This is a genomic window from Pseudomonas sp. THAF187a (assembly GCF_009363395.1).
GTDB classification, from domain to species: Bacteria; Pseudomonadota; Gammaproteobacteria; order Pseudomonadales; family Pseudomonadaceae; genus Aquipseudomonas; species Aquipseudomonas khazarica.
Window position 1 is genome coordinate 3,882,980 of sequence record NZ_CP045349.1, and the last position, 20,035, is coordinate 3,903,014.

General features: G+C 65.0%; 15 protein-coding genes. 4 read left to right on the forward strand and 11 right to left on the reverse strand.

Translation table 11 applies throughout. The features are described from left to right. Positions 1-87 precede the first annotated feature (87 nt). The 8 genes from FIV02_RS18005 to FIV02_RS18040 form a co-directional block, all read right to left on the reverse strand. Complete coding sequence (locus FIV02_RS18005) at positions 88-2,799, reverse strand: DEAD/DEAH box helicase (RefSeq protein ID WP_256662991.1); 2,712 nt, start codon at positions 2,797-2,799, stop codon at positions 88-90. Next, complete coding sequence (locus FIV02_RS18010) at positions 2,799-3,488, reverse strand: phospholipase D-like domain-containing protein (RefSeq protein WP_037049398.1); 690 nt, start codon at positions 3,486-3,488, stop codon at positions 2,799-2,801. The genes FIV02_RS18005 and FIV02_RS18010 overlap by 1 nt, the downstream gene beginning before the upstream one ends. A 12-nt stretch (positions 3,489-3,500) precedes the next feature. Continuing rightward, positions 3,501-4,052 (reverse strand): rhomboid family intramembrane serine protease, encoded by a 552-nt coding sequence (locus tag FIV02_RS18015; protein WP_152489395.1) that lies wholly within the window; start codon positions 4,050-4,052, stop codon positions 3,501-3,503. Continuing rightward, on the reverse strand, positions 4,049-9,286 hold the full coding sequence (locus tag FIV02_RS18020; protein ID WP_152489396.1) for a DNA repair ATPase: 5,238 nt from the start codon (positions 9,284-9,286) through the stop codon (positions 4,049-4,051). Before FIV02_RS18020 ends, FIV02_RS18015 begins: the two co-directional genes overlap by 4 nt. Positions 9,287-9,500: 214 nt before the next feature. Beyond that, positions 9,501-11,546, reverse strand: a complete 2,046-nt coding sequence (locus FIV02_RS18025; protein WP_152489397.1) for a flotillin family protein — start codon at positions 11,544-11,546, stop codon at positions 9,501-9,503. A 90-nt stretch (positions 11,547-11,636) separates the two neighbouring features. Beyond that, positions 11,637-12,278 carry an OB-fold-containig protein gene (locus FIV02_RS18030; protein WP_037049409.1) on the reverse strand — a complete coding sequence of 214 codons (642 nt, stop codon included), beginning with the start codon at positions 12,276-12,278 and terminating at the stop codon, positions 11,637-11,639. Positions 12,279-12,346: 68 nt separating this feature from the next. Next, positions 12,347-13,042 carry a PspA/IM30 family protein gene (locus FIV02_RS18035; protein ID WP_037049412.1) on the reverse strand — a complete coding sequence of 232 codons (696 nt, stop codon included), beginning with the start codon at positions 13,040-13,042 and terminating at the stop codon, positions 12,347-12,349. 13 nt (positions 13,043-13,055) lie between these two features. Next, positions 13,056-13,676 carry a YjfI family protein gene (locus tag FIV02_RS18040; RefSeq protein ID WP_047589942.1) on the reverse strand — a complete coding sequence of 207 codons (621 nt, stop codon included), beginning with the start codon at positions 13,674-13,676 and terminating at the stop codon, positions 13,056-13,058. A gap of 293 nt (positions 13,677-13,969) precedes the next feature. Between FIV02_RS18040 and FIV02_RS18045 the strand changes: the two genes are divergently transcribed. Next, positions 13,970-14,221, forward strand: coding sequence for a hypothetical protein (locus FIV02_RS18045; protein WP_152489398.1), 252 nt, complete (start codon positions 13,970-13,972; stop codon positions 14,219-14,221). A 57-nt stretch (positions 14,222-14,278) separates the two neighbouring features. On the opposite strand, the gene thrC is transcribed toward FIV02_RS18045, so the two are convergent. The 3 genes from thrC to FIV02_RS18060 all read right to left on the reverse strand — a co-directional run bounded on the left by thrC (position 14,279) and on the right by FIV02_RS18060 (position 17,881). Continuing rightward, positions 14,279-15,688, reverse strand: coding sequence for a threonine synthase (gene thrC / locus FIV02_RS18050; RefSeq protein WP_047589944.1), 1,410 nt, complete (start codon positions 15,686-15,688; stop codon positions 14,279-14,281). Between the two features lie 57 nt (positions 15,689-15,745). Then, positions 15,746-17,050 carry a homoserine dehydrogenase gene (locus FIV02_RS18055; protein ID WP_037049416.1) on the reverse strand — a complete coding sequence of 435 codons (1,305 nt, stop codon included), beginning with the start codon at positions 17,048-17,050 and terminating at the stop codon, positions 15,746-15,748. Between the two features lie 102 nt (positions 17,051-17,152). After that, on the reverse strand, positions 17,153-17,881 hold the full coding sequence (locus FIV02_RS18060) for a disulfide isomerase DsbC N-terminal domain-containing protein (protein WP_047589945.1): 729 nt from the start codon (positions 17,879-17,881) through the stop codon (positions 17,153-17,155). A 302-nt stretch (positions 17,882-18,183) separates the two neighbouring features. On the opposite strand from FIV02_RS18060, the gene FIV02_RS18065 reads away from it, so the two are divergent. Genes FIV02_RS18065 through FIV02_RS18075 form a run of 3 tightly spaced genes read left to right on the forward strand, consistent with a single transcriptional unit; the run spans position 18,184 to position 19,980 of the window. Next, the gene (locus tag FIV02_RS18065; RefSeq protein ID WP_036994554.1) at positions 18,184-18,609 is read left to right on the forward strand and encodes an organic hydroperoxide resistance protein; all 426 of its coding nucleotides are present in this window, start codon (positions 18,184-18,186) and stop codon (positions 18,607-18,609) included. 58 nt (positions 18,610-18,667) lie between these two features. Then, on the forward strand, positions 18,668-18,928 hold the full coding sequence (locus FIV02_RS18070) for a DUF2790 domain-containing protein (RefSeq protein WP_037049420.1): 261 nt from the start codon (positions 18,668-18,670) through the stop codon (positions 18,926-18,928). Positions 18,929-18,963: 35 nt separating this feature from the next. Further along, positions 18,964-19,980: an alpha/beta hydrolase gene (locus tag FIV02_RS18075; protein WP_152489399.1), complete on the forward strand. Its 1,017-nt coding sequence runs from the start codon at positions 18,964-18,966 to the stop codon at positions 19,978-19,980. The last annotated feature ends 55 nt before the right edge of the window (positions 19,981-20,035 follow it).

Sequence of the window (20,035 nt, forward strand, 5' to 3'; positions counted from 1 at the left end):
GGCACAGTGTTGGTCTACCAAAGGCCTAGGCCACGATCGCCGCACGCGTCAAGCGACGCCGCGACGACGCATCCGCGAAGCGGCGCCTCAGAGCCGCGCCAGCACCGCCTGCACGGCCTGGTCCGGCGCCTCCTGCCAGAGACCGTAGCTCAGCGGCAGGGTTTCCAGACCGGCGCGGGCCAGCACCAGGTAGCGCTCCAGTTCGAGAAAGCCTTCGCCCTCGCCAGGGAAACCGATCAGGTCGATGGCCAGGCATCTGTCACCGCGGCGGCAGAACAGATCCAGCACCTGCCCGGCCAGCGGGTAGTGGCTCCACACCCCGACGCCCTGCGCTTCGAGCGCCTGGCACAGATCCTGGCGGGCGACATCGATGGCCCCTGCCTGCAAACTGACCGCCGGTTGCTGCTGAAATTCCAGGTAACGGCGCAGCAGATGGGTGGCCGGCAACTGGCGTTCGTCACCACTGAACAGCAGCACCTGGCGCTCACGAGCGCGGGTGATGGCCACGTTGAACAGGTCGGCGCGGTTCAGGTAGTGGGCCGCCTGGGTGGACTCGACGTCGATGGCGAAGCTGAGAATCATCAGGTCGCGCTCCTCGCCCTGGAAGCCGTAGGGCGTGTCCACCAGCAGGCGAAACGCGCGCAACTGCTCCAGCGGCATGCTCTCGCCAATGCGCTCGCGGATACGCTCGACCTGGTCGCGAAACGGCGACAGCACGCCAACGCTGGGCTTGAGCGGGCTGTCCCGGTAGGTATCGAAGTGCTCGCGCAGCAACTCCAGCACCCGCTCGACCTCCGCCTCGTTGACCCCGTTGCGACCACGTGCGCCCTCGACGCGCAGCAGTTGCAGGCTGTCGCAGGTGTCGCCACCGGGACGTTCCTTCATCACCCGCAGGCGCTGGTCGTAGAACAGTTCGTTGCTGAAACGGATCAGCGCCGGGCGGCTGCGGAAGTGCTCGTCGAGGAACACCACCGCGTCCTGGCTGGCCAGTTGCAGGCCGACCAGGTCCAGCACGCTGTTGTCGCGGTAGCTCCAGGCTTCGCGCTCGTCCGCCTGCAGCCCGGCGCGTTGCAGCAGCTGCGCCTCGCGCACGCGGGAGAGAAAGGAGATATGCCGCAGCTGGCGTGCGTCGCCGGTCACCACCGCGCGCTTGCAGCGCTGGAAGGCCGGTAGCGCCGAGGCGATGTCGCACTGGGTCGCCTCGTCCATCACCATCACGTCGAACAACCCGGCGCGCAACGGCAGCAGGCGGTGCAGCTCGTCCAGCGTCACCACCCAGATCGGGAACGCGGCCAGCAGGCGCGCCGGATCGATGTCCTCGAACAGCGCCAGCTGGCGCTGCGAATTGCGCGCACGGATGGCCTGGTTGTAGCGCACGAACAGGCTGCGGTCGGTCATCAGCAGGCGCTTGAGCGCCAGGCTGTGATGGCTGTTGAGGTGCTCGCGGCTGAGCTGCTGGCGACGCCGCTGACATTCACGCAGCTCGTCCAGCAACGCCCAGGGACGCACACTGCTGCCGACCCGCCTGCGTACCCAGGGCACCTGCAGCCAGCGACGCCAGAAGGCCAGGCTGCCGCGCTCGGCGCGCAGCAGCAGACGGCTCCAGCGCACGGCCTGCTCACAGCGGGCCACGAAGTCGCCGGAAAGGCGGCGCTCGGCCTGGGTCAGCACCTCCAGTTCACTGCGCTGGCGCGCCTCGAGCTGGTCGCTGACATCGGAAATCTCGCCCTGCAGCATGCGCTGCAGGCGGTCGCGCAGAGCCTGGCGCAGGCTCTGCCCATCGCCCTCCAGGATACCCTCGCGCAGGCCGAAGTCCTCACGCAGCTTCTGCGCGATGACCCGCACGGCCTGGGCACTGCGGCTGACCAGCAGCACGCTCTCGCCCTGCAGGTAACGATCCAGCGCCAGCGCCGCCAGGCTGTAGCTCTTGCCGGTACCGGGCGGGCCGGATATCTGGCTCAGGCAATGGCGCGCGGCATTGTCCAACGCGCGGCATTGCGCCAGGCTGAGCTGGGCCGGCAGGCGCTGCGGCGTGCTCGCGGCCACGGACAACGGCGCGTCCGGCGCCTCGCCGAGCAGTTGCAACAGGGCCGGCGACAACTGCTGCGCCTCCTGCAGCAACTGCAGCTCATGGGCGATGCCACGGCTGCCACTGCCACGCGGCACCAGAGCGACGAAGGCGCCCGCCTGCAACGACAGGCTGCGCCGGCGCTGGGCCTTGGCCAGCGCCTCGCCGTCGACCAGCCGGGGAAAGCCCGCCGCCTCGCTGACCTCACGCACCTGCGTATGGCGCGTCACCCAGGCGAGCAACTGGCCCAGTGCCGCGGCATCCAGTACCCCGCTGGGCAACGGCAGGCCGTCCAGGCTGTCCGCGCCACTTTCGTCGAACAGGCTGCGCAGCAGACGCCAGTTGCCACGCACCTGCTGCGGATCGATGACCAGCAACTGGGCCTGGCCATCGGCAGTCGGCTGCAGGCTGGCCTCGTAATACATCAGGGGACCGCAGATGGCCCGCGATGCGCCGCCATCCAGCTGCTGGCGACCACAGATCGGCAGCACGCCGTAGATCAGTTGCAGCTCACGCTGGTACAGCGTCTGCGCCTCGGCCAGCTCCCGGCCCAGCTCGGCCGACAGCGGCAGCAGCGGCACACCGCCGCTGGCCAGTTCCTCGTCCCCGTCGAGCCAGGCCCAGCGCTTGCCGGGCAGCCTGGCAATGTTGTCCAGGTCCAGGTCGCGGCTGTCGGCCAGGTAGCAGCTGCGGTAGAAACCGAGAAGCCGTTGGGCGTGAGGCTGAGTCATCAGTTGTCTGCGTAACGCGTCCAGAGCATCTCGAACTCGCGGCTGTAGGCCGCCACCAGTTGCGGATGGTCGATCACCAGCAGATTTTCCTCGTTGCTGGTACTGGCGCTGCGGGTCCAGTTGAAGCTGCCGTTGAGCAGCAGGCGACCGTCGAACAGGGCGAACTTGTGGTGCATGTGGAAGGGACCGGCATCGATGCGCAGCGGCACGCCCTTGTCACGCAGGCGCTGGATGTCGCTGCCGGCATCGAACTGCTTTTCGTTGTCGCTGATCACCCGCACCGCGATGCCGCGCTCATGGCAGGCGAGCACCTCTTCGCTGAGCTGATCGTCGGAGATGGTGTAGACGCAGATCTCCACGCTCTTGCGCGCCTGGCGGCAGAGGTCGCGGATCTTGCGCCGGCAGCTCTCGCCCGGGCTGAAGTGCGCCGTAGCATGCTCCACGCGCGGAGCGCTGCCGACGCTGTCGAGGGTCTTGATCACCTGCTCCAGCCACTTCAGCACCGGCTCGACATTGGTCGGCTCGCGCATCAGCTCACGGGCCAGGGCGAAGGCGCGGTTGCGCATGAAGCGCACCTGGTCGCTGCTCAGCTCGCTGCCCAGCTGGCGCAGTTCGTCGCGCTCCTCGTTGCTCAGACGCAGGTCGGCGAGGCTGTCACGCAGTTGCTGATCGAGATGGTTGAAGTCCATGCAAAGTCCTTTTCATCGAGTGAGACGGCGGCGGCTCAGGGCGGCGTAAAACACGCCGCAGAACGCTCCCGCCAGGTGATATTCGAAAGAAACGCCGGCACGCGGCAACAAGCCGAAGAACCAGCCGCCATAGAGAAAGAACACCAGCACCGCCAGCAGCAGATCGAGCAGGCTGCGCTCGAACCAGGCGCGCGCCAGCAACAGGCCCCAGAAGCCGAACAGCCAGCCGCTGGCACCGATGTGCAGGCCGGTACGGCCGAACACCCAGACCAGCAGGCCACTGCCGATGATGATGAAGGCGCTGGAGAACAGAAAGTCGCGCCGTGAGCGCAACAGCACCAGGCTGCCCAGCACCAGCAAACCGCTGAGGTTGCTGAGCAGGTGTGCCCAGCTGCCGTGCAGCCAGGGCGCAAAGAGAATGCCCGGCAATGCCTCGACATGCCGGGGCACCAGGCCCCAGACGTTCAGGGCGCCGCCAAGGGCGCTGTTGGCCAGTTGCAGCAGCAGCATCGCACCACTGATCAGCAGCAGCGGACGCAGCTCAACCAGCCAGCCTCGCCTCACGGCGCCTCGTCATCCGCGGCGTCGCTGCGCTGCTCGTGTCCGAGCAGCGTGCCGAGGTCGCGCAGTTGGGTGGATATTTCCAGCATGCGGTTGTGCGTACGCAAATCGATGTCGATCTTCTTGTCCATCGCCTTGATCAGCGGCAGGAAGCTGTTTTCCAGGCTGTCGGCCAGGTTCTCGAGCAATTTTTGCGTGCCCGGCTGCGCAGGTGCAACCACTTCCACCTGTGGCCGCAGCTTGCCAAGGTTGTCCAACCCCGCCAGCAGCTGCTCCCAGGGCACGCTGGGCGCCTCGGCCGCCGGCTTGCCGGCGCCCAGGCCACGCACGCTTTCCACCAGGTCGTTGAGCTGCGCCACCACGCGGCCACCGACATCGCTGTCGCTGCCGCCCATGGCCTTGTTGCGCATGAAGTCGCGCTTGATCTGCGCCCAGCGCTCGGCCTGTTCGGGCGTCTGATTGCCACGCAGCTCGGCGAGCTTGAGCAGGTTCTCTTCGGCACCGGTGGTGAGCAGTTGCGACTCGCCCTGGTAGTGGTCGGCGATCAGCTGCAGCAGCTCGCCATCGTTCATCACCGAGCTGATTTTCTCCGCCATCTTGTTCATGTTGCGGTAGCTGCCCTGCAGCTTGAACGGCGGCTCGGTGCGGTACTGGTCGGCCTGCGCGGCGCTGACGATGTACTGCTGGTTGACCCGGCCGACCACGTCGCGCACCTGCATCAGGCGTTGCAGAGTCGAGGAAATCTCGTTGATCTCGGCGGCGCTGTAGGTGTGGCTCAGTTCATTGGCAGAGAACGGCTTGCCCTCGGCCTTGGCGACGAAACGGTAGACGTCGGCCATGTCGCGGGTGGCCAGCGGCGCCAGCACCGGGTTGGAGGTCAGGCTGTTCTCGATGTAGGACAGCGCGAAGGCCTCCTGCATGCCGCCCAGGGTGTCGCCCAGGTTGTAGATGTCGGCACGGTTGGCGAGCATGTCCGGAATCTTGAAGACTTCGCCGGACTCGGTGTAGGGGTTGCCGCTCATCACCACGCAGAACTTCTTGCCGCGCATGTCGTAGGTCTTGGTCTTGCCCTTCCACACGCCTTCGATGCGCCGGGTGCCGTCGCACAGCGAGATGAACTTCTGCAGGAACTCGGGGTGGGTGTGCTGGATGTCGTCGACGTAGAGCATGACGTTGTTGCCCATCTCCAGCGCCAGGTTGAGCTTTTCCAGCTCCTGGCGCGAGGTGGCGTCCGGCGCCTGCGCCGGATCGATGGAGCGCACCTCGTGGCCCAGCGCCGGGCCGTTGACCTTCATGAAGATCAGCCCCAGGCGGTGCGCCACATACTCCATCAAGGTGGTCTTGCCATAACCCGGCGGCGAGATGAGCATCAGCAGGCCCATCAGGTCGGTCCGCTTGTTCTCGCCGGCGGTGCCCATCTGCTTGGCCAGGTTGTCGCCAATGAAGCCCAGGTAGACGTCGTTGATCAGCTTGTTGCGCACGAACGACGACAGCGGCCGTGGCTTGAACTCGGCCAGGCGCAGCGCCTCACGCTCGCGGTTGATGACCTCCTGACGCAGCGTCTGGTAGCGCTGCAGCTGCGGCACGAAGTGCTCCAGATGCTGTTGCAGGCGGGCGAAGTAATCGTCGATGGCCAGCACCAGGGTCGCATCCTGCAGACGCGGATGGTCACCGAGCAGGCCGCTGACGCTGAAGCGCAGGTCGACCTCGGTGAAGCGCCGGGGGAAATCGTCATCGAGCAGGCTGATGGCGATCGCCTCGGGCACGTAGTCGAGCAGCTCGCGCAGGGCCTCGTCCTGCGCGCACAGGCCATCGAGCCAGGTCTGCACCAGCGACCAGCGCTGCTGCGGGCGGCCGCGCAGGTTGTCGAGGGCAGCGCGGTAGTCGTCCCACACGTGGCTGGCCTGCATGCGCTGCTGCAGGGTGTCGAGCAGCTGGCGGGCGTACTTGCTGAAGGTGAACTCGATGGGCTTGGCCGCCAGTTCCTCGATCAGATAGGCCGCAGCCTGCTGACGCTGCGCGGCATCGACCGGTAGCGGATGCTGGGCGAGAAAGCGCTGCATCGCCGCATCGATTTCGTCCTGCAGGCGGCGGACACCATCGCTGCTGCCGAACAGCTGACGCAGGTGCAGGCTGCTGCGTGCACGCTCCGGCCACAGTTCGGCCTCGATATCCGCCCCCCAGCGGTTCCAGAACAGCGCGGCGAACCCCCGCGCGGTGGGCGCGAAGCGTAGCAGGCCGGCGCTTTCGCGCAGCGGCAGCAGCTGGCCGAGGATCAGCGCCGCATCGTGGTCGTGGATGCCCTTCTCGTAGGCATCCTTGTAGCGCGGGGCGGCGAAGTCGCGGATCACCCGGGTCAGGCTCTCCGGCTGCGCCAGGTGAGTCTTGAGCAGGTCCAGGCTGAGCCCTTCACGGCCAGCCACGGCGGCGTCGAGCACCAGCCCGGCGAGGTATTCGGCGCGGTACAGCGACGGCGACTCGGACTCCAGCGACACCTGCCAGTAGTCACGCAGGCCTTCCAGCGTCTCGTCGCGCAGCGGCTCGAGAAAATCGGTGCCGGTCAGATGCAGGTACAGGCCATCGCCACGCGGCATCAGGGTCAGGTCGAGTTCCTGGGTGTTGACGCTGAAACGGTGGCGCGGGCCGAGCTTGATGACGTTGCCGCCCTCCTCGAACAGCTCGCTCTTGTCGCGCAGGGCACGCACGGCCTGGTCGCGGGCGCCCTTGAGGCGCGCCTCGACGTCATCGGCCTTGACGCTGTCCTTGAGCTCGCGCAGGCGCTCCGCCATCTCGCGCAGCTTGAGAATCAGCGGGTCGGCGGCGAAGAAGGCGTTGAGCTCCTCCATCTGGGTCAGGCGCGCGGTGCGCCGGCCCAGGCTGTCGAGGATGCGCTGGGCGGCGTCGAGCACGCCCTGGGCGCGGCGCTGACGGTCGTCGAGCAGGCTCTGCTTGTGCGACTCGAAGGTTTCCAGCAGTTCTTCGCGCTTGCCCAGGATGTCGCTGAGGAATTCCTCGTGATCGCCGAACTGGCTTTCCAGCTCTTCCAGCTGCACCAGCAGGCGGGACAGCTGCTCGTCGCACTTCTCCGGGTCCTGCGCCAGCGCCAGGGCGTTGGTGATGCCCTGGCTGAACAGCTTGAACTGAGCACCGAACTGCGCCACGGTCTCGGCCGAGCCCAGCCCCTTGCGCCGCTGTTCGGCGCGCGCCTTGGCCTGGTTGAGGTGGGCATAGACCTCGGAGATCGACTCGACGATGCGGGTGCGCTGGGTGGCATCGTCGATCTTCAGCGACGCCATCAGGCTCGACAGCATGTCCAGGTTGCCGGCCATGGCCTGCATCTCGACCAGCGGCTCGTTCAGCTGGGTGACGCTCTCGGCCTTCTGCGCCTGGCCATCGAGTTCACCCAGGCGCTGCACATAGGGTTGCAGGGCCGCGTCGCTGGCGAGGAAGTTCGAAGTGGCCGCCGCCACGCGCTCCTGCGCTTCGAGCAACTCGGCTTCCATGGCGTCGATGCGCGCCACGTCGATATAGCGGTAGTCACGGATAGTCAGCAGCTGGCCGCGCTGCGCGGTGATGGCATTCAGCGCCTCGACGAAATGCTGCACCTCGTCCCAGCTGTCGACCAGCAAGCCGGCGAGCAGGCTCTTCTGCCGCGTCTCGGCCTCGGTCATGGCACGGGCCGATTGCTGGCGAATGCTCTCGACCTTCTCGAACTCGTCGAGCACCAGTTCGGAGGTCGCGGCCACCTCGCGCAGCAGCGGCGCCAGTTCGGCGCACTGGGCGTCACCCAGCCAGTGGTAGACGTCGAACAGGCGACGGGTGTTCTGGCACAGCTGGGTGTAGCGCGCCACCGACACTTCGCGACTGTCGATCTCGCGGCTCAGGTTGAGCAGGTCGGACACGCCGCGCACCAGCTCGGCATTGCCGATACGACCGAAGAAACCGCTGCGCGCCGGCTGGCGAGCCGCGTAGTCGTCGCTCTCGAACGGCGTCTGCCAGATCTGCATCGGATGGATGCGGGTCGGCTCGCTGCCCTCGGCAGAGAAGATCACCATACGCCCGTCCTCCAGGCGCGCGTAGCCGTGGCCGAAGATCGGGTTGTGCAGCTGACGCTTGATCATGTTGTAGGTGAACAGCGCCGAACGACCTTCCTCCGGGTGGTAGAAGATGTACTGCACGTCCTCGCCGTTGGGCGAGCGGACCGAGCGCTTGAAGCGCATGCCGTCCATGGGCTGCTCGAAGGTCTTGTACTCGCCGCTCTGCAGGTAGTAGCCGCCGGGGAAGATGATGCCGTGATCTTCCGGCAGCTGTACGCAGGCCAGGCCGATGGCGTCGATGCGTTCGACCTGGTTGGTCAGGCTGTTGAACACCAGGTAGCGCCACTGCTCCTCGCGGTAAGGCAGCACCTTGAGCAGGATCAGGCTGCCCAGGCGGGCGTATTCGATCTGCGCGTCGTCGAGCGACTGGGTCTTGTCCACCACGGCTTCGCGGTAGATGCCCAGGCCGTCCTGGGTGTTGTTCTCGACCTTGATCGTGAGGTCGCCACCGACGGTTTCGACGAACACCGTGTCGAGGATGTTCATGTGCGGATGGCGGCCGGTGACCGCCATCTCGCGGGACGTCTTCTGCCATTCGAAATCGAACGGCGCCGGCAGGGCGATATCGCGCTCGCCACGGTTATCGATGTAGCGAACTTCCTTGCCGTCGGTGGAGATCGACCAGCGGAACACACGGATGTCGCTGACCCGTTCGCCGATCTGGAAGCTCGCCAGCAGCTTGCCATCGCGAATCGCCAGTTGCAGCAGACGGGTGTTCTTGTAGTAGGTGTACAGCTCGTTGAAGTCGGCAACGAAGCTGGCCTGCGCCAGGAAGGAGCCCTCCAGGGACACCGGCTCGGCATCGAAGCCTTCCGCGCCCTGCACCAGCCGGTAGAGGGAGAACACGTCGGAGATCGTGGTTTCCTTTTTCAGGCCGAGGAACACGTTGTAGCCGAACAGCAGGCACTCGCCGACCTGGACGATATCGCGGGCGATGCAGTTGTTCTCGGTGCGGATGCGGACTCGGCCGATGGCCTCCATCGCACTGCTGCCGAACTCGGCCAGGCGCTGGCCATTGAGCGCCTCGGTCAACCCGCGCAGGCGCTGCCCCTGCTCCTGCAGGCGCTTGTGCAGCACCTCGTAGGCGCCGCCCTCGGCGACGGCCTTGTCCAATACGTCCTGTGTCTGTACGTCCGACATCGTGTTCTTCCTGGATATGCGGCATCGAGCACCCTCGCCCGATCAACAGAGCGAGGGGTCTGGAAAAAGCGTGGGAGGCTCGCGGCTAAAGCCCCTCCCACAAGGCTCGGCATGCTGTAGCCGGTAGGGAGACAACGCTCTTCTTGTCCGCCGATGGCGACGCAGAGCGGTGGACAAGCTACGCGTTGTCCACCCTACACTGTTCAGGCCTGACTCAGGCCTGCTCCGAACCGGCGTTCGGGGCGACGACCGGCGCGGTGGATGCGGCCTTGCCGGCCAGCAGGCGGGAAATCACGTCCTGCACCACCGGGCTCTTGCCGACCACACCTTCGATGGCCTTGCCCACCGACAGCGACTTGGCGAAGGAGTTGAAGAAGTCGCCCTCGCCGCCGACGATCTCGATCTTCGCCTTGGCCATGGCTGCGGCCAGCACTTCGGCCTGGTCCTTGGCGATGTCCTTGTTGGCGTCGATGGCGGCCATGGCCTCTTCGAAGCTCTTCTCCAGCTGCATGCGGAACTCTTCGTGAGCGCGTGCCGCGTCGCTGAGCGAATCCAGCGCACCGAACTTCTTGCCCAGACCTTCGGCTTCGGCGCTGAGGCGCTCCAGCAGGATCGCGGCTTCGGCCGAACCCTGTTCCTTGGTCGCCTTGGCCTTGGCCAGACCCAGTTGCTCCTCGCCGCGTGCCTGGGCGGAGAGTTTCTCCTCCAGCACCTTGGCTTCGGCCAGACCGTCCTTCTCCTTCGCCGAGGCTTGCGCCTCCAGCACACGGGCTTCGGCCAGACCTTTTTCCTGCTCGCCCTTGGCATCGGCGATCAGGCGCTCAGCCTGCACGCGAGCCTCGGCCAGGCCTTCCTTCTCTTTCGCGGCGGCGGTGACTTCGCGCACCTTGGCATCGGCCAGGCCGGGCGCGGCACGCTCGGCTTCGACCCCTTCGGCCAGCTTCTTCTTGGCCTCGGCGCTCTTGGAGGCCGCTTCCAGTTCGGCCTGGGCCAGGGTGTTGATCTCGACCGCCTTGTGCTTGGAACGTGCCTCGTCGGCTTCGGCCTGCTTGACCTGACGCACCAGCTCCTGCTCGGCCTCGGCCTGGGCATTGAGTACGGTGACCTGCTTGAGGCGCTCGGCCTCGGACACTTCGCGCACTTCCTTGATGCGTTCTTCTTCCTGGGCCACGGTCTTCTCGACCGCCACGCGCTCGCGGATCACACCGGCGATGTTCTTGCGCTCTTCTTCCAGAGCCTTTTCCTTCTCGATGCGCTGCAGTTCGACTTCGCGCTCGCGGGCAACCACTTCCAGGTCCTTGGCACGGGTGACTTTCTCCACCTCGATGACCACGGCACGCTGGCGGTTCTGCTGCGCCACTTCCACTTCGCGCTGATGGTTCTCGGCGCGGATGTCCAGCTCCTGCTGGGTCTGGATGCGCGCCTGCTCGGCCTTCAGGCGCTCTTCTTCACGGACCTTGAGGGTCTCGGCTTCCTCACGGGCGCGGATGGTTTCGATCTCGCGCTTCTGCCGCGCCTCGGCATCGGCCTGCTGACGCTCGAGCGACAGGGTCGCTTCACGGGTTTCGACGTTCTTCTTCTTGATCGCCAGCTCTTCGTTGCGCTCGAGTTCGTTGGTGATGACGTTCTGCGCAGCGGTCAGCTCGGTGATCTTGCGAATACCCTCGGCGTCGAGGATGTTGCTCGGGTCCAGCGACACCTTGGAGGTCTGCTCCAGGTAGTCGATGGCCACGTCTTCCAGCACGTAACCGTTGAGGTCGTTGCCGATCACCTCGACGATGCGGTCGCGGAAATCCTGGCGGTTCTCGAACAGCTGGACGAAGTCAAACTGCTTGCCGACGGTCTTCAGCGCCTCGGAGAACTTGGCATTGAACAGCTCGTTGACCGCGCCACGATCGGAGGCACGGTCGACACCGATGGCCTTGGCCACCTTGAGCACGTCTTCCTGGGTCTCGTTGACGCGCAGGTAGAAGGCCACGGTGATGTCGGCACGCAGGTTGTCACGGCAGATCAGACCGTCCTTGGCGCGACGGTCCACTTCCAGGGTGATCAGGGAGATCTTCATGAACTCCTTGAGGTGGATCACCGGGTACACCAGGGAACCGGTGAAGTGCACCTTGGGCGTCGAGCTCATGTCGTTGACGATCAGCGCGGTGCCCTGCGGAACCTTGATGTAGAACGCCTTGAACAGCGCGATCAGGGCGATCACGAAGAGAACGACCAGCCCCGCCCCGACGATGAAGGGAATGAGGTTTTCCATTACAGCTGTACTCCTTTGCTAATTGTGCAGACAGGTTCGGCGATGCCCTACCCTGCCAGCCCTGTGTGACGTACGGATTGTCGGCAGACGCTATACGCCTCGAAACTCTTCTTCGGTGATGACCCGATAGGCATGTTCGGCAACCAGGTACTCCAGCAGCACCACGCGGTCGCCGCGCTTGAAGCCCAGTGCCTCGTCGGCGCGCACACGCAGGATCAGCCCCGCGCCGCCGTCTTCCAGCACCGCCTCGCCGTGGCGCTCGGTGACCTTGCCGCTGCGGACCACCGCCACCTGACCCAGCACCGACTTGCTGCTGATCGCCTCGACTTTCTGGAACAGCGGGCGCAGCGGCCGGCAGATGGCCGCGCAGAGCGGCGCCGCCAGGAGGAAAGAGGCGACGATCACCACCAGGCCGAGCGGGTAGCGCAGGATGCCCAGCGGCAGGTGACGCAGCAGCCACAGTTCGATGAAGTAGCAGGCGAACCAGGCGAAAAAGAACAGCAGGGTCAGCACCAGCGTGGCGGGCACGCCGTCGAGCTTGAGTTTGTACAGCAGCCCCGCCAGGCCTTCGGTCTGTGCGCCGCCCTCCATCACCGAGTCGGCCTCGATGTCGAGCAGGTCGATATCGAGCAGGCCGGCCGCGACCACCAGCCAATAGATGACCGCCACGCACAGCAGGAAGCTGTAGATGGCAGTGGGAAACGACAGCGCGGTCTGCAGGAAGAGTTCCATGGTTTTCCTTGTCCTGAATCCATACGGCAGGGACGGTCACTCGCCCCTGCCGGTTCATGCAGCCTCGATCAGGCCTTGGACTTGTCCTTCAGGCGCGCCAGCACGCTGTCGGCACTGGCGCTGTCCGCCTTGATGCCCGCAGCTCGCAGCTTGGCTTCCAGCGAGTCGTCCGGTGCGCTGGTGGCAGCGAGTTCCGCCGAGGCTTCCATCTTCGCGCCACGCTCGGCCTGCTTCTGCTTGATGCGCTCGAGCGACTCGACCGCCGTCTGCAGCTTGGCCTGGGAACCGCCGTAGCGCTGGGCCACGGCCATCTGCGCCTTCTGCACGCTTTCGGTGGCCTTGACCGTATCCACCTGCTGCTTGAGGCGCTTGATGTTGCCCTCGGCCTGACTCACGGCCTTGCGCAGTTGCGCGACGCTGGCGGCGAAGCCTTCGGCCTGCTCACGCTCGCTGGCCTGTTCGACCTCCAGGTTGGCGATCTTCTCGGCCACTTCCTTGGCCAGGGTCTCGTTGCCCGCTTCCAGCGCCTTGAGAGCGTACTGCTCGTACTCGGCGATGCTGGTTGCGCTCTTGCTCACCTTGTCGCTGGCCAGCTTGTGCTTGGCCATGATCTCGGCGAGGGCTTCCTTGGACTTGCGCAGCTCGCTGTCGGCGTCGCGGATTTCCTGGTCGAGAATGCGCAGGGCCTGGCTATCGACCACGGCCTCGCCCATCTCGTTGGCGCCGCCACGCAGCGCGGTCAGCAATTTGCTCCAGACGTTCATGGATACTCTCCTCTCAGGCGCCGGTCTTGAGGAAGCCTTCATAGGCTTCGGTGGCCTTGATCACGTTGTCCGCCAGCAGCTCGATCTCGAACACCACATCGGACAGCGTGGAATAGGAGCTCAGTGCGCCGAACATGGTGTAGCAGTCGCGCCCGTCGACCATCTTCTCCAGGCCGATGGACGACAGCGGGAACAGCTTGTGGGTGCGCAGCACTTCCTCGTTGAAAGCAGCGGCGTCCTTCACGTCCGCCGCCGGCCAGAGCAGCGCCTCGACGATGATCTGTTCGCCGAACACGGCAACGAACAGCGGCAGGTCGCCATATTCGCGCATGGTGATGTGCAGACTGGCGTCGGCGCCCTGAATCAGCTCGATGCCGGCCTGCCCGCTCTGGAACAACTCCGTTGCCGCCAGCGCTTCATGCAGCGCCTTGGCGGTCCAAACCTGAGGCATGCTCATATCCTCCTCCTTCTCCATCGGAACCAGCGTCGACTGCGGCTGGCGTAGTTTGCGCTCGAACGCAACCAGCAGCGGTGCGTGCTCGGGCAAGATCCAGACTTCCTTCTTCACCAGCCCCTGCTCGCGCAGACGCTGACGATAAAGACGCTGGTAATGGGCTGATGATTTGCTTTCCATGAACAACAGCCTAGACCCTTACATGTGAGTCGTAAAGTAATTACATGTGATAAATGTGATACCGTTCGTCAGACGAGCGCGCAGGCGTCATCCTCGGCACGAAACGAGCCGATCAGCAGACGGGAACAAAAAGAAAAGAGGCAGGGGCCAGGGCTCATCCATGATCGGGCTAGAACGCATCCATTCGCGACGTGTCGAATTAAACCTCAGCCACACGCAGGGCGCACGGGAAAAAGCGCTAACCCGGTCGCAGTTATGACCCCAACCGACCCGCACAGGAGAGCGGCAGCAGCATGAACGAACTGCCACCCGCCGTACGCCAGCTGCTGCATGCCGAGCAGCGCCATGCCGCCATCGACCTGCTCAGCGAATACCTGGCGACCGACCAGAAGGAGGCCGAACGCCGCATCGACCAGTATCTGGAGGACAACCCTCCCGTCCACCTGCGCGGCGCCGCCATCCTCCGCGCCAGCCGCCTCAATGCCCTGATCTGGCTGACGCTGATCACCCTGACGGCGCTGCTGGTGCTGATCTTCAGCCTCTGAGCCAGGCCCAAACGAAACCGGCGCCACTGGGGCGCCGGTTGCATGCTGACAGACGACTCAGAGCGGCTTGCCGCGATTGCCATGCGCCGCGACGAACTGCTGCACGACCTTCAGGTCGTTGGCCAGCACGGTGCAACGCTCATCGCGCTGGAACAGGTCGGCCAGGTGCGCCGGCAACGCAGGAACCGCATCGATACCCGCCTTCTCCACCGCCTCGGGGAACTTGACCGGGTGCGCGGTACCCAGCACCACCATCGGCGTGGCCAGGCTGCGACGGCACTCACGCGCTGCGCGCACGCCGATGGCCGTGTGCGGATCGAGCAGCTCGCCGCACTCCTTGTACACCTCGGTGATGGTTTCACAGGTCTGCTCGTCATTCACCGCCAGCGAGTCGAACAGCTTGCGCGCCTCGACCCAGCGATCTTCCTCGACACTGAAGCCGCCACCCTGCTTGAAGCTGTCCATCAGACCGGCGATGGCGGCGCCATTGCGACCGTGCAGGTCGAACAGCAGCCGCTCGAAGTTGGACGAGACCATGATGTCCATCGACGGCGACAGGGTCGGATGCAGGGTTTCCTTGACGTACTGATTGCCGCTCATGAAGCGGTGCAGGATGTCGTTGCGGTTGGTGGCGACGATCAGCTGACTGACCGGCAGGCCCATGTTGCGCGCCAGGTAACCGGCGAAGATGTCGCCGAAGTTGCCGGTCGGCACCGAGAAGGCCACCGAACGCGCCGGCGCACCGAGCTGCAGCGCGGCGTGGAAGTAGTAGACGATCTGGGCCATGATCCGCGCCCAGTTGATCGAGTTGACCGCCACCAGACGGGTGCCCTTGAGGAAGCCCTGGTCGGCGAAGCTGGCCTTGACCATCTCCTGGCAGTCGTCGAAGTTGCCTTCGATGGCGATGTTGTGGATGTTCTCGCCGAGGATGGTGGTCATCTGCCGACGCTGCACTTCGGACACCCGGTTGTGCGGGTGCATGATGAAGATGTCGACATTGTCGCAGGCCTTGCAGCCTTCGATGGCAGCGGAACCGGTATCACCACTGGTCGCTCCCATGATCACCACGCGCTCGCCACGCTTGGCCAGCACGTGGTCGAGCAGGCGACCGAGCAGTTGCAGGGCGAAGTCCTTGAACGCCAGGGTCGGACCGTGGAACAGCTCCATGACCCACTCGTTGCCGTTCAGCTGGCGCAGCGGCGCCACGGCGTTGTGCGCGAAGACACCGTAGGTCTCTTCGAGGATCTTCTTGAAATCGGCATCGGCGATGGAACCCGCCACGAACGGGCGCATCACGCGGAACGCCAGCTCGTGGTACGGCAAGCCCGCCCAGGAGGCGATTTCCTCTACGGTGAAGCGCGGCAGGTTCTCCGGCACGTAGAGACCACCATCACTAGCCAGGCCGGCCAGCAGCACGTCTTCGAAATTCAGGGCCGGCGCCTGGCCGCGAGTACTGATATAGCGCATGGGATAGACCTTCGTTTGCTGCACCTGCGGGCCCGCAGCCCGCAGGTGGACACGGAATTAGTTGAGCTGCTCGACACGCAGGCGCATGACCGGCGAAGTTACGCCGTCCAGCGCCTCCATGGCGGCGATGGCGTCGATGATGCGCGCCTCGATCACACGGTGAGTTACCAGGATCATCGGCACCAGGCCGTCCTGCTCCTCGGCTTCCTTCTGCATGATCGACTCGATGTTGATGCCACGCTCGGAGAGGATGCTCGCCACCTGCGCCAGCACACCCGGGTGATCCTTGGCCTGGATACGCAGGTAGTAGGCGCTCTCGCACTGCTCGATGGGCAGGATCGGGTGATCGGACAGCGAGTCAGGCTGGAACGCCAGGTGCGGCACGCGATTGGTCGGGTCGGTGGTCAGGGCACGCACCACGTCCACCAGGTCCGCCACCACCGCCGAGGCGGTCGGCTCCATGCCCGCGCCGGCACCGTAATACAGGGTGCTACCGACGGCATCGCCATTGACCATCACCGCGTTCATCACGCCGTTGACGTTGGCGATCAGGCGGTCCGCCGGGATCAACGTCGGGTGCACGCGCAGCTCGATGCCGGCCTCGGTGCGACGGGCGACACCCAGGTGCTTGATGCGATAGCCCAATGCCTCGGCATAGTTCACGTCGGCAGTGGTCAGCCGGGTGATGCCTTCGGTATAGGCCTTGTCGAACTGCAGCGGCACGCCGAAGGCGATGGAGGCCAGGATGGTCAGCTTGTGCGCGGCGTCGATGCCTTCGACGTCGAAGGTCGGATCGGCCTCGGCATAACCCAGCGCCTGCGCTTCCTTGAGCACGTCTTCGAAGGCACGCCCCTTCTCACGCATCTCGGTGAGGATGAAGTTGCCGGTGCCGTTGATGATGCCGGCCAGCCAATTGATGCGGTTGGCCGCCAAGCCTTCGCGAATCGCCTTGATCACCGGAATGCCACCGGCAACCGCCGCCTCGAACGCGACGATCACGCCCTTCTCGCGGGCACGGGCGAAGATCTCGTTGCCGTGTACGGCGATCAGCGCCTTGTTCGCGGTGACCACGTGCTTGCCGTTGTCGATGGCCTTGAGCACCAGCTCGCGGGCCAGGGTGTAGCCGCCGATCAGCTCGACGACCACATCGATGTCCGGGTTGTTGACCAGCTCGAAGACGTCACGGGTGATCTGGATGCCGGTCGTGTCGTATTGCGGCTTGGGCGAACGAATGGCGATCTGGGCAATCTCGATGCCGCGACCGGCACGCCGGGTAATTTCCTCGGCGTTGCGCTTGAGTACATTCAGAGTACCGCCACCTACGGTCCCCAGCCCACAGATACCCACTTTGACCGGCTTCACGCTCTATATCCCCATCAGCACTGCATAAAACGGCCGGAGCAAGCCCCGGCCGCCGAAAAGAGCCGCACATTACGAAGCGGCTGTTTGTTAGTCAATCCGCACTCAATCGTTCGACTCCAGGGCGATCCTGGCCAGCTGCGGCGCCGGCTGGTAACCCGGAATCATCTTGCCGTTGGCCAGCACGATGGCCGGCGTACCGTTGACACCGATCATCTGGCCCAACTGATACTGCTTGGCCACCGGGTTGTCGCAGTCCGCCTCCGGCACCGCCTGGCGAGTCTTGGCCAGGTTCATCGCCGCCTGGCGATCCTTGCTGCACCAGACGCTGGCCAGTTCCTTGGCTGCCGGGCTGTTCAGGCCCTGGCGCGGGAAGGCCACGTAGCGCACTTCGACGCCCAGGCGATTGAGCTCCGGCACTTCACTGTGCAGCTTCTGGCAGTAGCCACAATCGGTGTCGGTGAACACGGTGATATGGGTTTTCGGCGCCTTGGGCGCGAACACCACCATTTCCTTGGCCGGAATGGCATTGATCTGCTTGGCCACCGCACGGCTCTCTTCGATCTCGGTGAGGTTGACCGCCTTGCCATCCTTGACCTGGAACAGATAGCCCTGGATCAGGAACTGGCCGTCCGCACTGGTGTAGAGCTGCCGCCCACCCTCCAGCTGAACCTGATAGATGCCCGACATCGGGCTCTCGGCAATGGCTTCGATCGGCAAGTTGGCGTCGAGCGACTTCAGCGCCTGACGAATGGCCTGGTCAGGTTCTGCAGCCATCGAGACGCCAGCGCCCAGCATGAGCGCCAGGGCAGCGGAAATACGGGTCAGGGACATGAACACTCCTGTCGAACGACGGACCGGTGAAAATCGCAACAGCCTACCACAGATGGCGTCGCAGACAGCCGAACAGCTAACAGACGGCACACGCGTCAGCAGCACACGGGCATTTTACGCGCGCACCCTCCACCCCCTCTTCGCTCCTTATTCCTGCGCAACATATCCATATAGCGAAATACTCGATAAACTTATCTTGCGCACAAATCTTTTGCGCAATACAGTTCGCCCCATGGAAACGGTTAGCGCACAAATCATTGGCGAACCACTCCATCCAACCCCAACCCAAGAGGATTACCGCCATGACCATCGAAAACGTTCTCTACCGTGCAACCGCCGAAGCCTTTGGTGGCCGTGAAGGCCGCGCCGTCTCTTCCGACGGCATCCTGGACATCGCCCTGACCACCCCGAAGGAACTCGGCGGCGCAGGCGGCAACGGCACCAACCCCGAGCAACTGTTCGCAGCCGGCTATTCCGCCTGCTTCCTCGGCGCGCTGAAGTTCGTCGCAGCTCGCGACAAGCTGAGCATTCCGGCTGACACCTTCATCGAAGGCACCGTAGGCATCGGCGCCATCCCCACCGGCTTCGGCATCGAGGTCGAGCTGCGGATCAGCCTGCCCGGCCTCGCCCCTGAAGCGGCACAGACCCTGGTGGATCGCGCGCACATCGTCTGCCCGTACTCCAACGCCACCCGCGGCAACATCGACGTCACCCTGACCATCGTCTGACAGACAGCAGCCAGCGCTCGCGGCCAGGACCCGAGCGCTGCCCGAGAGGAGAAGCAGCATGAAAACCCGCCCCCTGTTCGCCATCGCCCTGACGACTCTCTCGCTTGGCGCCTCGCTGACCAGCGTCGCCCACGGCGCGCAAGCCACGCCCTATCGCTACGGGCAGGACCTGGATATCGCCAAGGTGATCGCCATCGAGGTGCCGAATAGCCCGCAGTGCGAGGTCGTGACGGCGAAGATGACCTACCGCAACAGCGCGGGCGAGGTGCACGTCCTCGACTACGAACAGCTGTCCAGCGTGTGCAGCAACCAGAACTGAACCCAGCAGCCCTACCTAACGACAGGAGTTTGACCATGAACATCTCTCGCACGCTGACCGCCGGGCTGCTCGCCCTGGCCATCGGCAACAGCTTCGCCGCCGGCAGCCCCGGCGTGGAACGCAACACCCAGGGTTTCCTCGACGCACTGGCCGCAGGTGCTGGCCAGCCCCTGGAAACGCTCGCCCCGAAAGACGCCCGCGGCGTGCTGGTGGGCGCCCAGGCCAGCGTCAAGGTGGACCTGTCCGGCATCACCGTGGAGACCAGGACGATCGATGTGGACGGCCAGGCCATCACCCTCAAGGTGGTACGTCCCGAAGGCGCTCGCGGCGTACTGCCCGGCTTCATGTTCTTCCACGGTGGCGGCTGGGTACTGGGTGACTATCCGACCCACGAGCGGCTGATCCGTGACCTGGTGGTGGGCTCCGGCGCCGCGGCGATCTACGTCGACTACACGCCGTCGCCGGAAGCCAGGTACCCGACCGCGATCAACCAGGCCTATGCAGCGACCAAATGGGTCGCGGACAACGGCAGCAAGATCGGTGTCGACGGCTCGCGCCTGGCCGTGGCCGGTAACAGCGTCGGCGGCAACATGGCGGCCGTGGTCGCCCTCAAGGCGAAGGCCGCCGGCACACCGAAGCTGCGCTTCCAGTTGCTGCTGTGGCCGGTCACCGATGCCAACTTCAACAACGCGTCCTACAACCAGTTCGCCGAAGGCCACTTCCTGACCCGCGGCATGATGGAATGGTTCTGGGACAACTACACCAGCGACCCGAAGCAGCGTAACGAGATCTACGCCTCGCCGCTGCGCGCCAGCCTGGAACAGCTGCAGGGCCTGCCGCCGGCACTGGTGCAGACCGCCGAGATGGACGTGCTGCGTGATGAAGGCGAAGCCTACGCCCGCCGCCTGAACGCCGCCGGCGTCGCGGTCACCTCGGTGCGCTACAACGGCATGATCCATGACTACGGGCTGCTCAACGTGGTCGCGGAGGTCCCAGCGGTACGCAGTGCCATGGACCAGGCCGCCCAGGCGCTGAAGAACAGCCTGAAATAAACCACCGGCAGAACGCACCCCGCCCTCGGCAACGACGGCGGGGTTTCGTTCATCC

Excerpts from the sequence above, each read along its gene's own strand:
- FIV02_RS18005 (WP_256662991.1), bottom strand. The coding sequence starts at position 2,799 with ATGACTCAGCCTCACGCCCAACGGCTTCTCGGTTTCTACCGCAGCTGC.
- FIV02_RS18010 (WP_037049398.1), bottom strand. The coding sequence starts at position 3,488 with ATGGACTTCAACCATCTCGATCAGCAACTGCGTGACAGCCTCGCCGAC.
- FIV02_RS18020 (WP_152489396.1), bottom strand. The coding sequence starts at position 9,286 with ATGTCGGACGTACAGACACAGGACGTATTGGACAAGGCCGTCGCCGAG.
- FIV02_RS18025 (WP_152489397.1), bottom strand. The coding sequence starts at position 11,546 with ATGGAAAACCTCATTCCCTTCATCGTCGGGGCGGGGCTGGTCGTTCTC.
- FIV02_RS18030 (WP_037049409.1), bottom strand. The coding sequence starts at position 12,278 with ATGGAACTCTTCCTGCAGACCGCGCTGTCGTTTCCCACTGCCATCTAC.
- FIV02_RS18035 (WP_037049412.1), bottom strand. The coding sequence starts at position 13,042 with ATGAACGTCTGGAGCAAATTGCTGACCGCGCTGCGTGGCGGCGCCAAC.
- FIV02_RS18040 (WP_047589942.1), bottom strand. The coding sequence starts at position 13,676 with ATGGAAAGCAAATCATCAGCCCATTACCAGCGTCTTTATCGTCAGCGT.
- FIV02_RS18045 (WP_152489398.1), top strand. The coding sequence starts at position 13,970 with ATGAACGAACTGCCACCCGCCGTACGCCAGCTGCTGCATGCCGAGCAG.
- thrC (WP_047589944.1), bottom strand. The coding sequence starts at position 15,688 with ATGCGCTATATCAGTACTCGCGGCCAGGCGCCGGCCCTGAATTTCGAA.
- FIV02_RS18060 (WP_047589945.1), bottom strand. The coding sequence starts at position 17,881 with ATGTCCCTGACCCGTATTTCCGCTGCCCTGGCGCTCATGCTGGGCGCT.
- FIV02_RS18065 (WP_036994554.1), top strand. The coding sequence starts at position 18,184 with ATGACCATCGAAAACGTTCTCTACCGTGCAACCGCCGAAGCCTTTGGT.
- FIV02_RS18070 (WP_037049420.1), top strand. The coding sequence starts at position 18,668 with ATGAAAACCCGCCCCCTGTTCGCCATCGCCCTGACGACTCTCTCGCTT.
- FIV02_RS18075 (WP_152489399.1), top strand. The coding sequence starts at position 18,964 with ATGAACATCTCTCGCACGCTGACCGCCGGGCTGCTCGCCCTGGCCATC.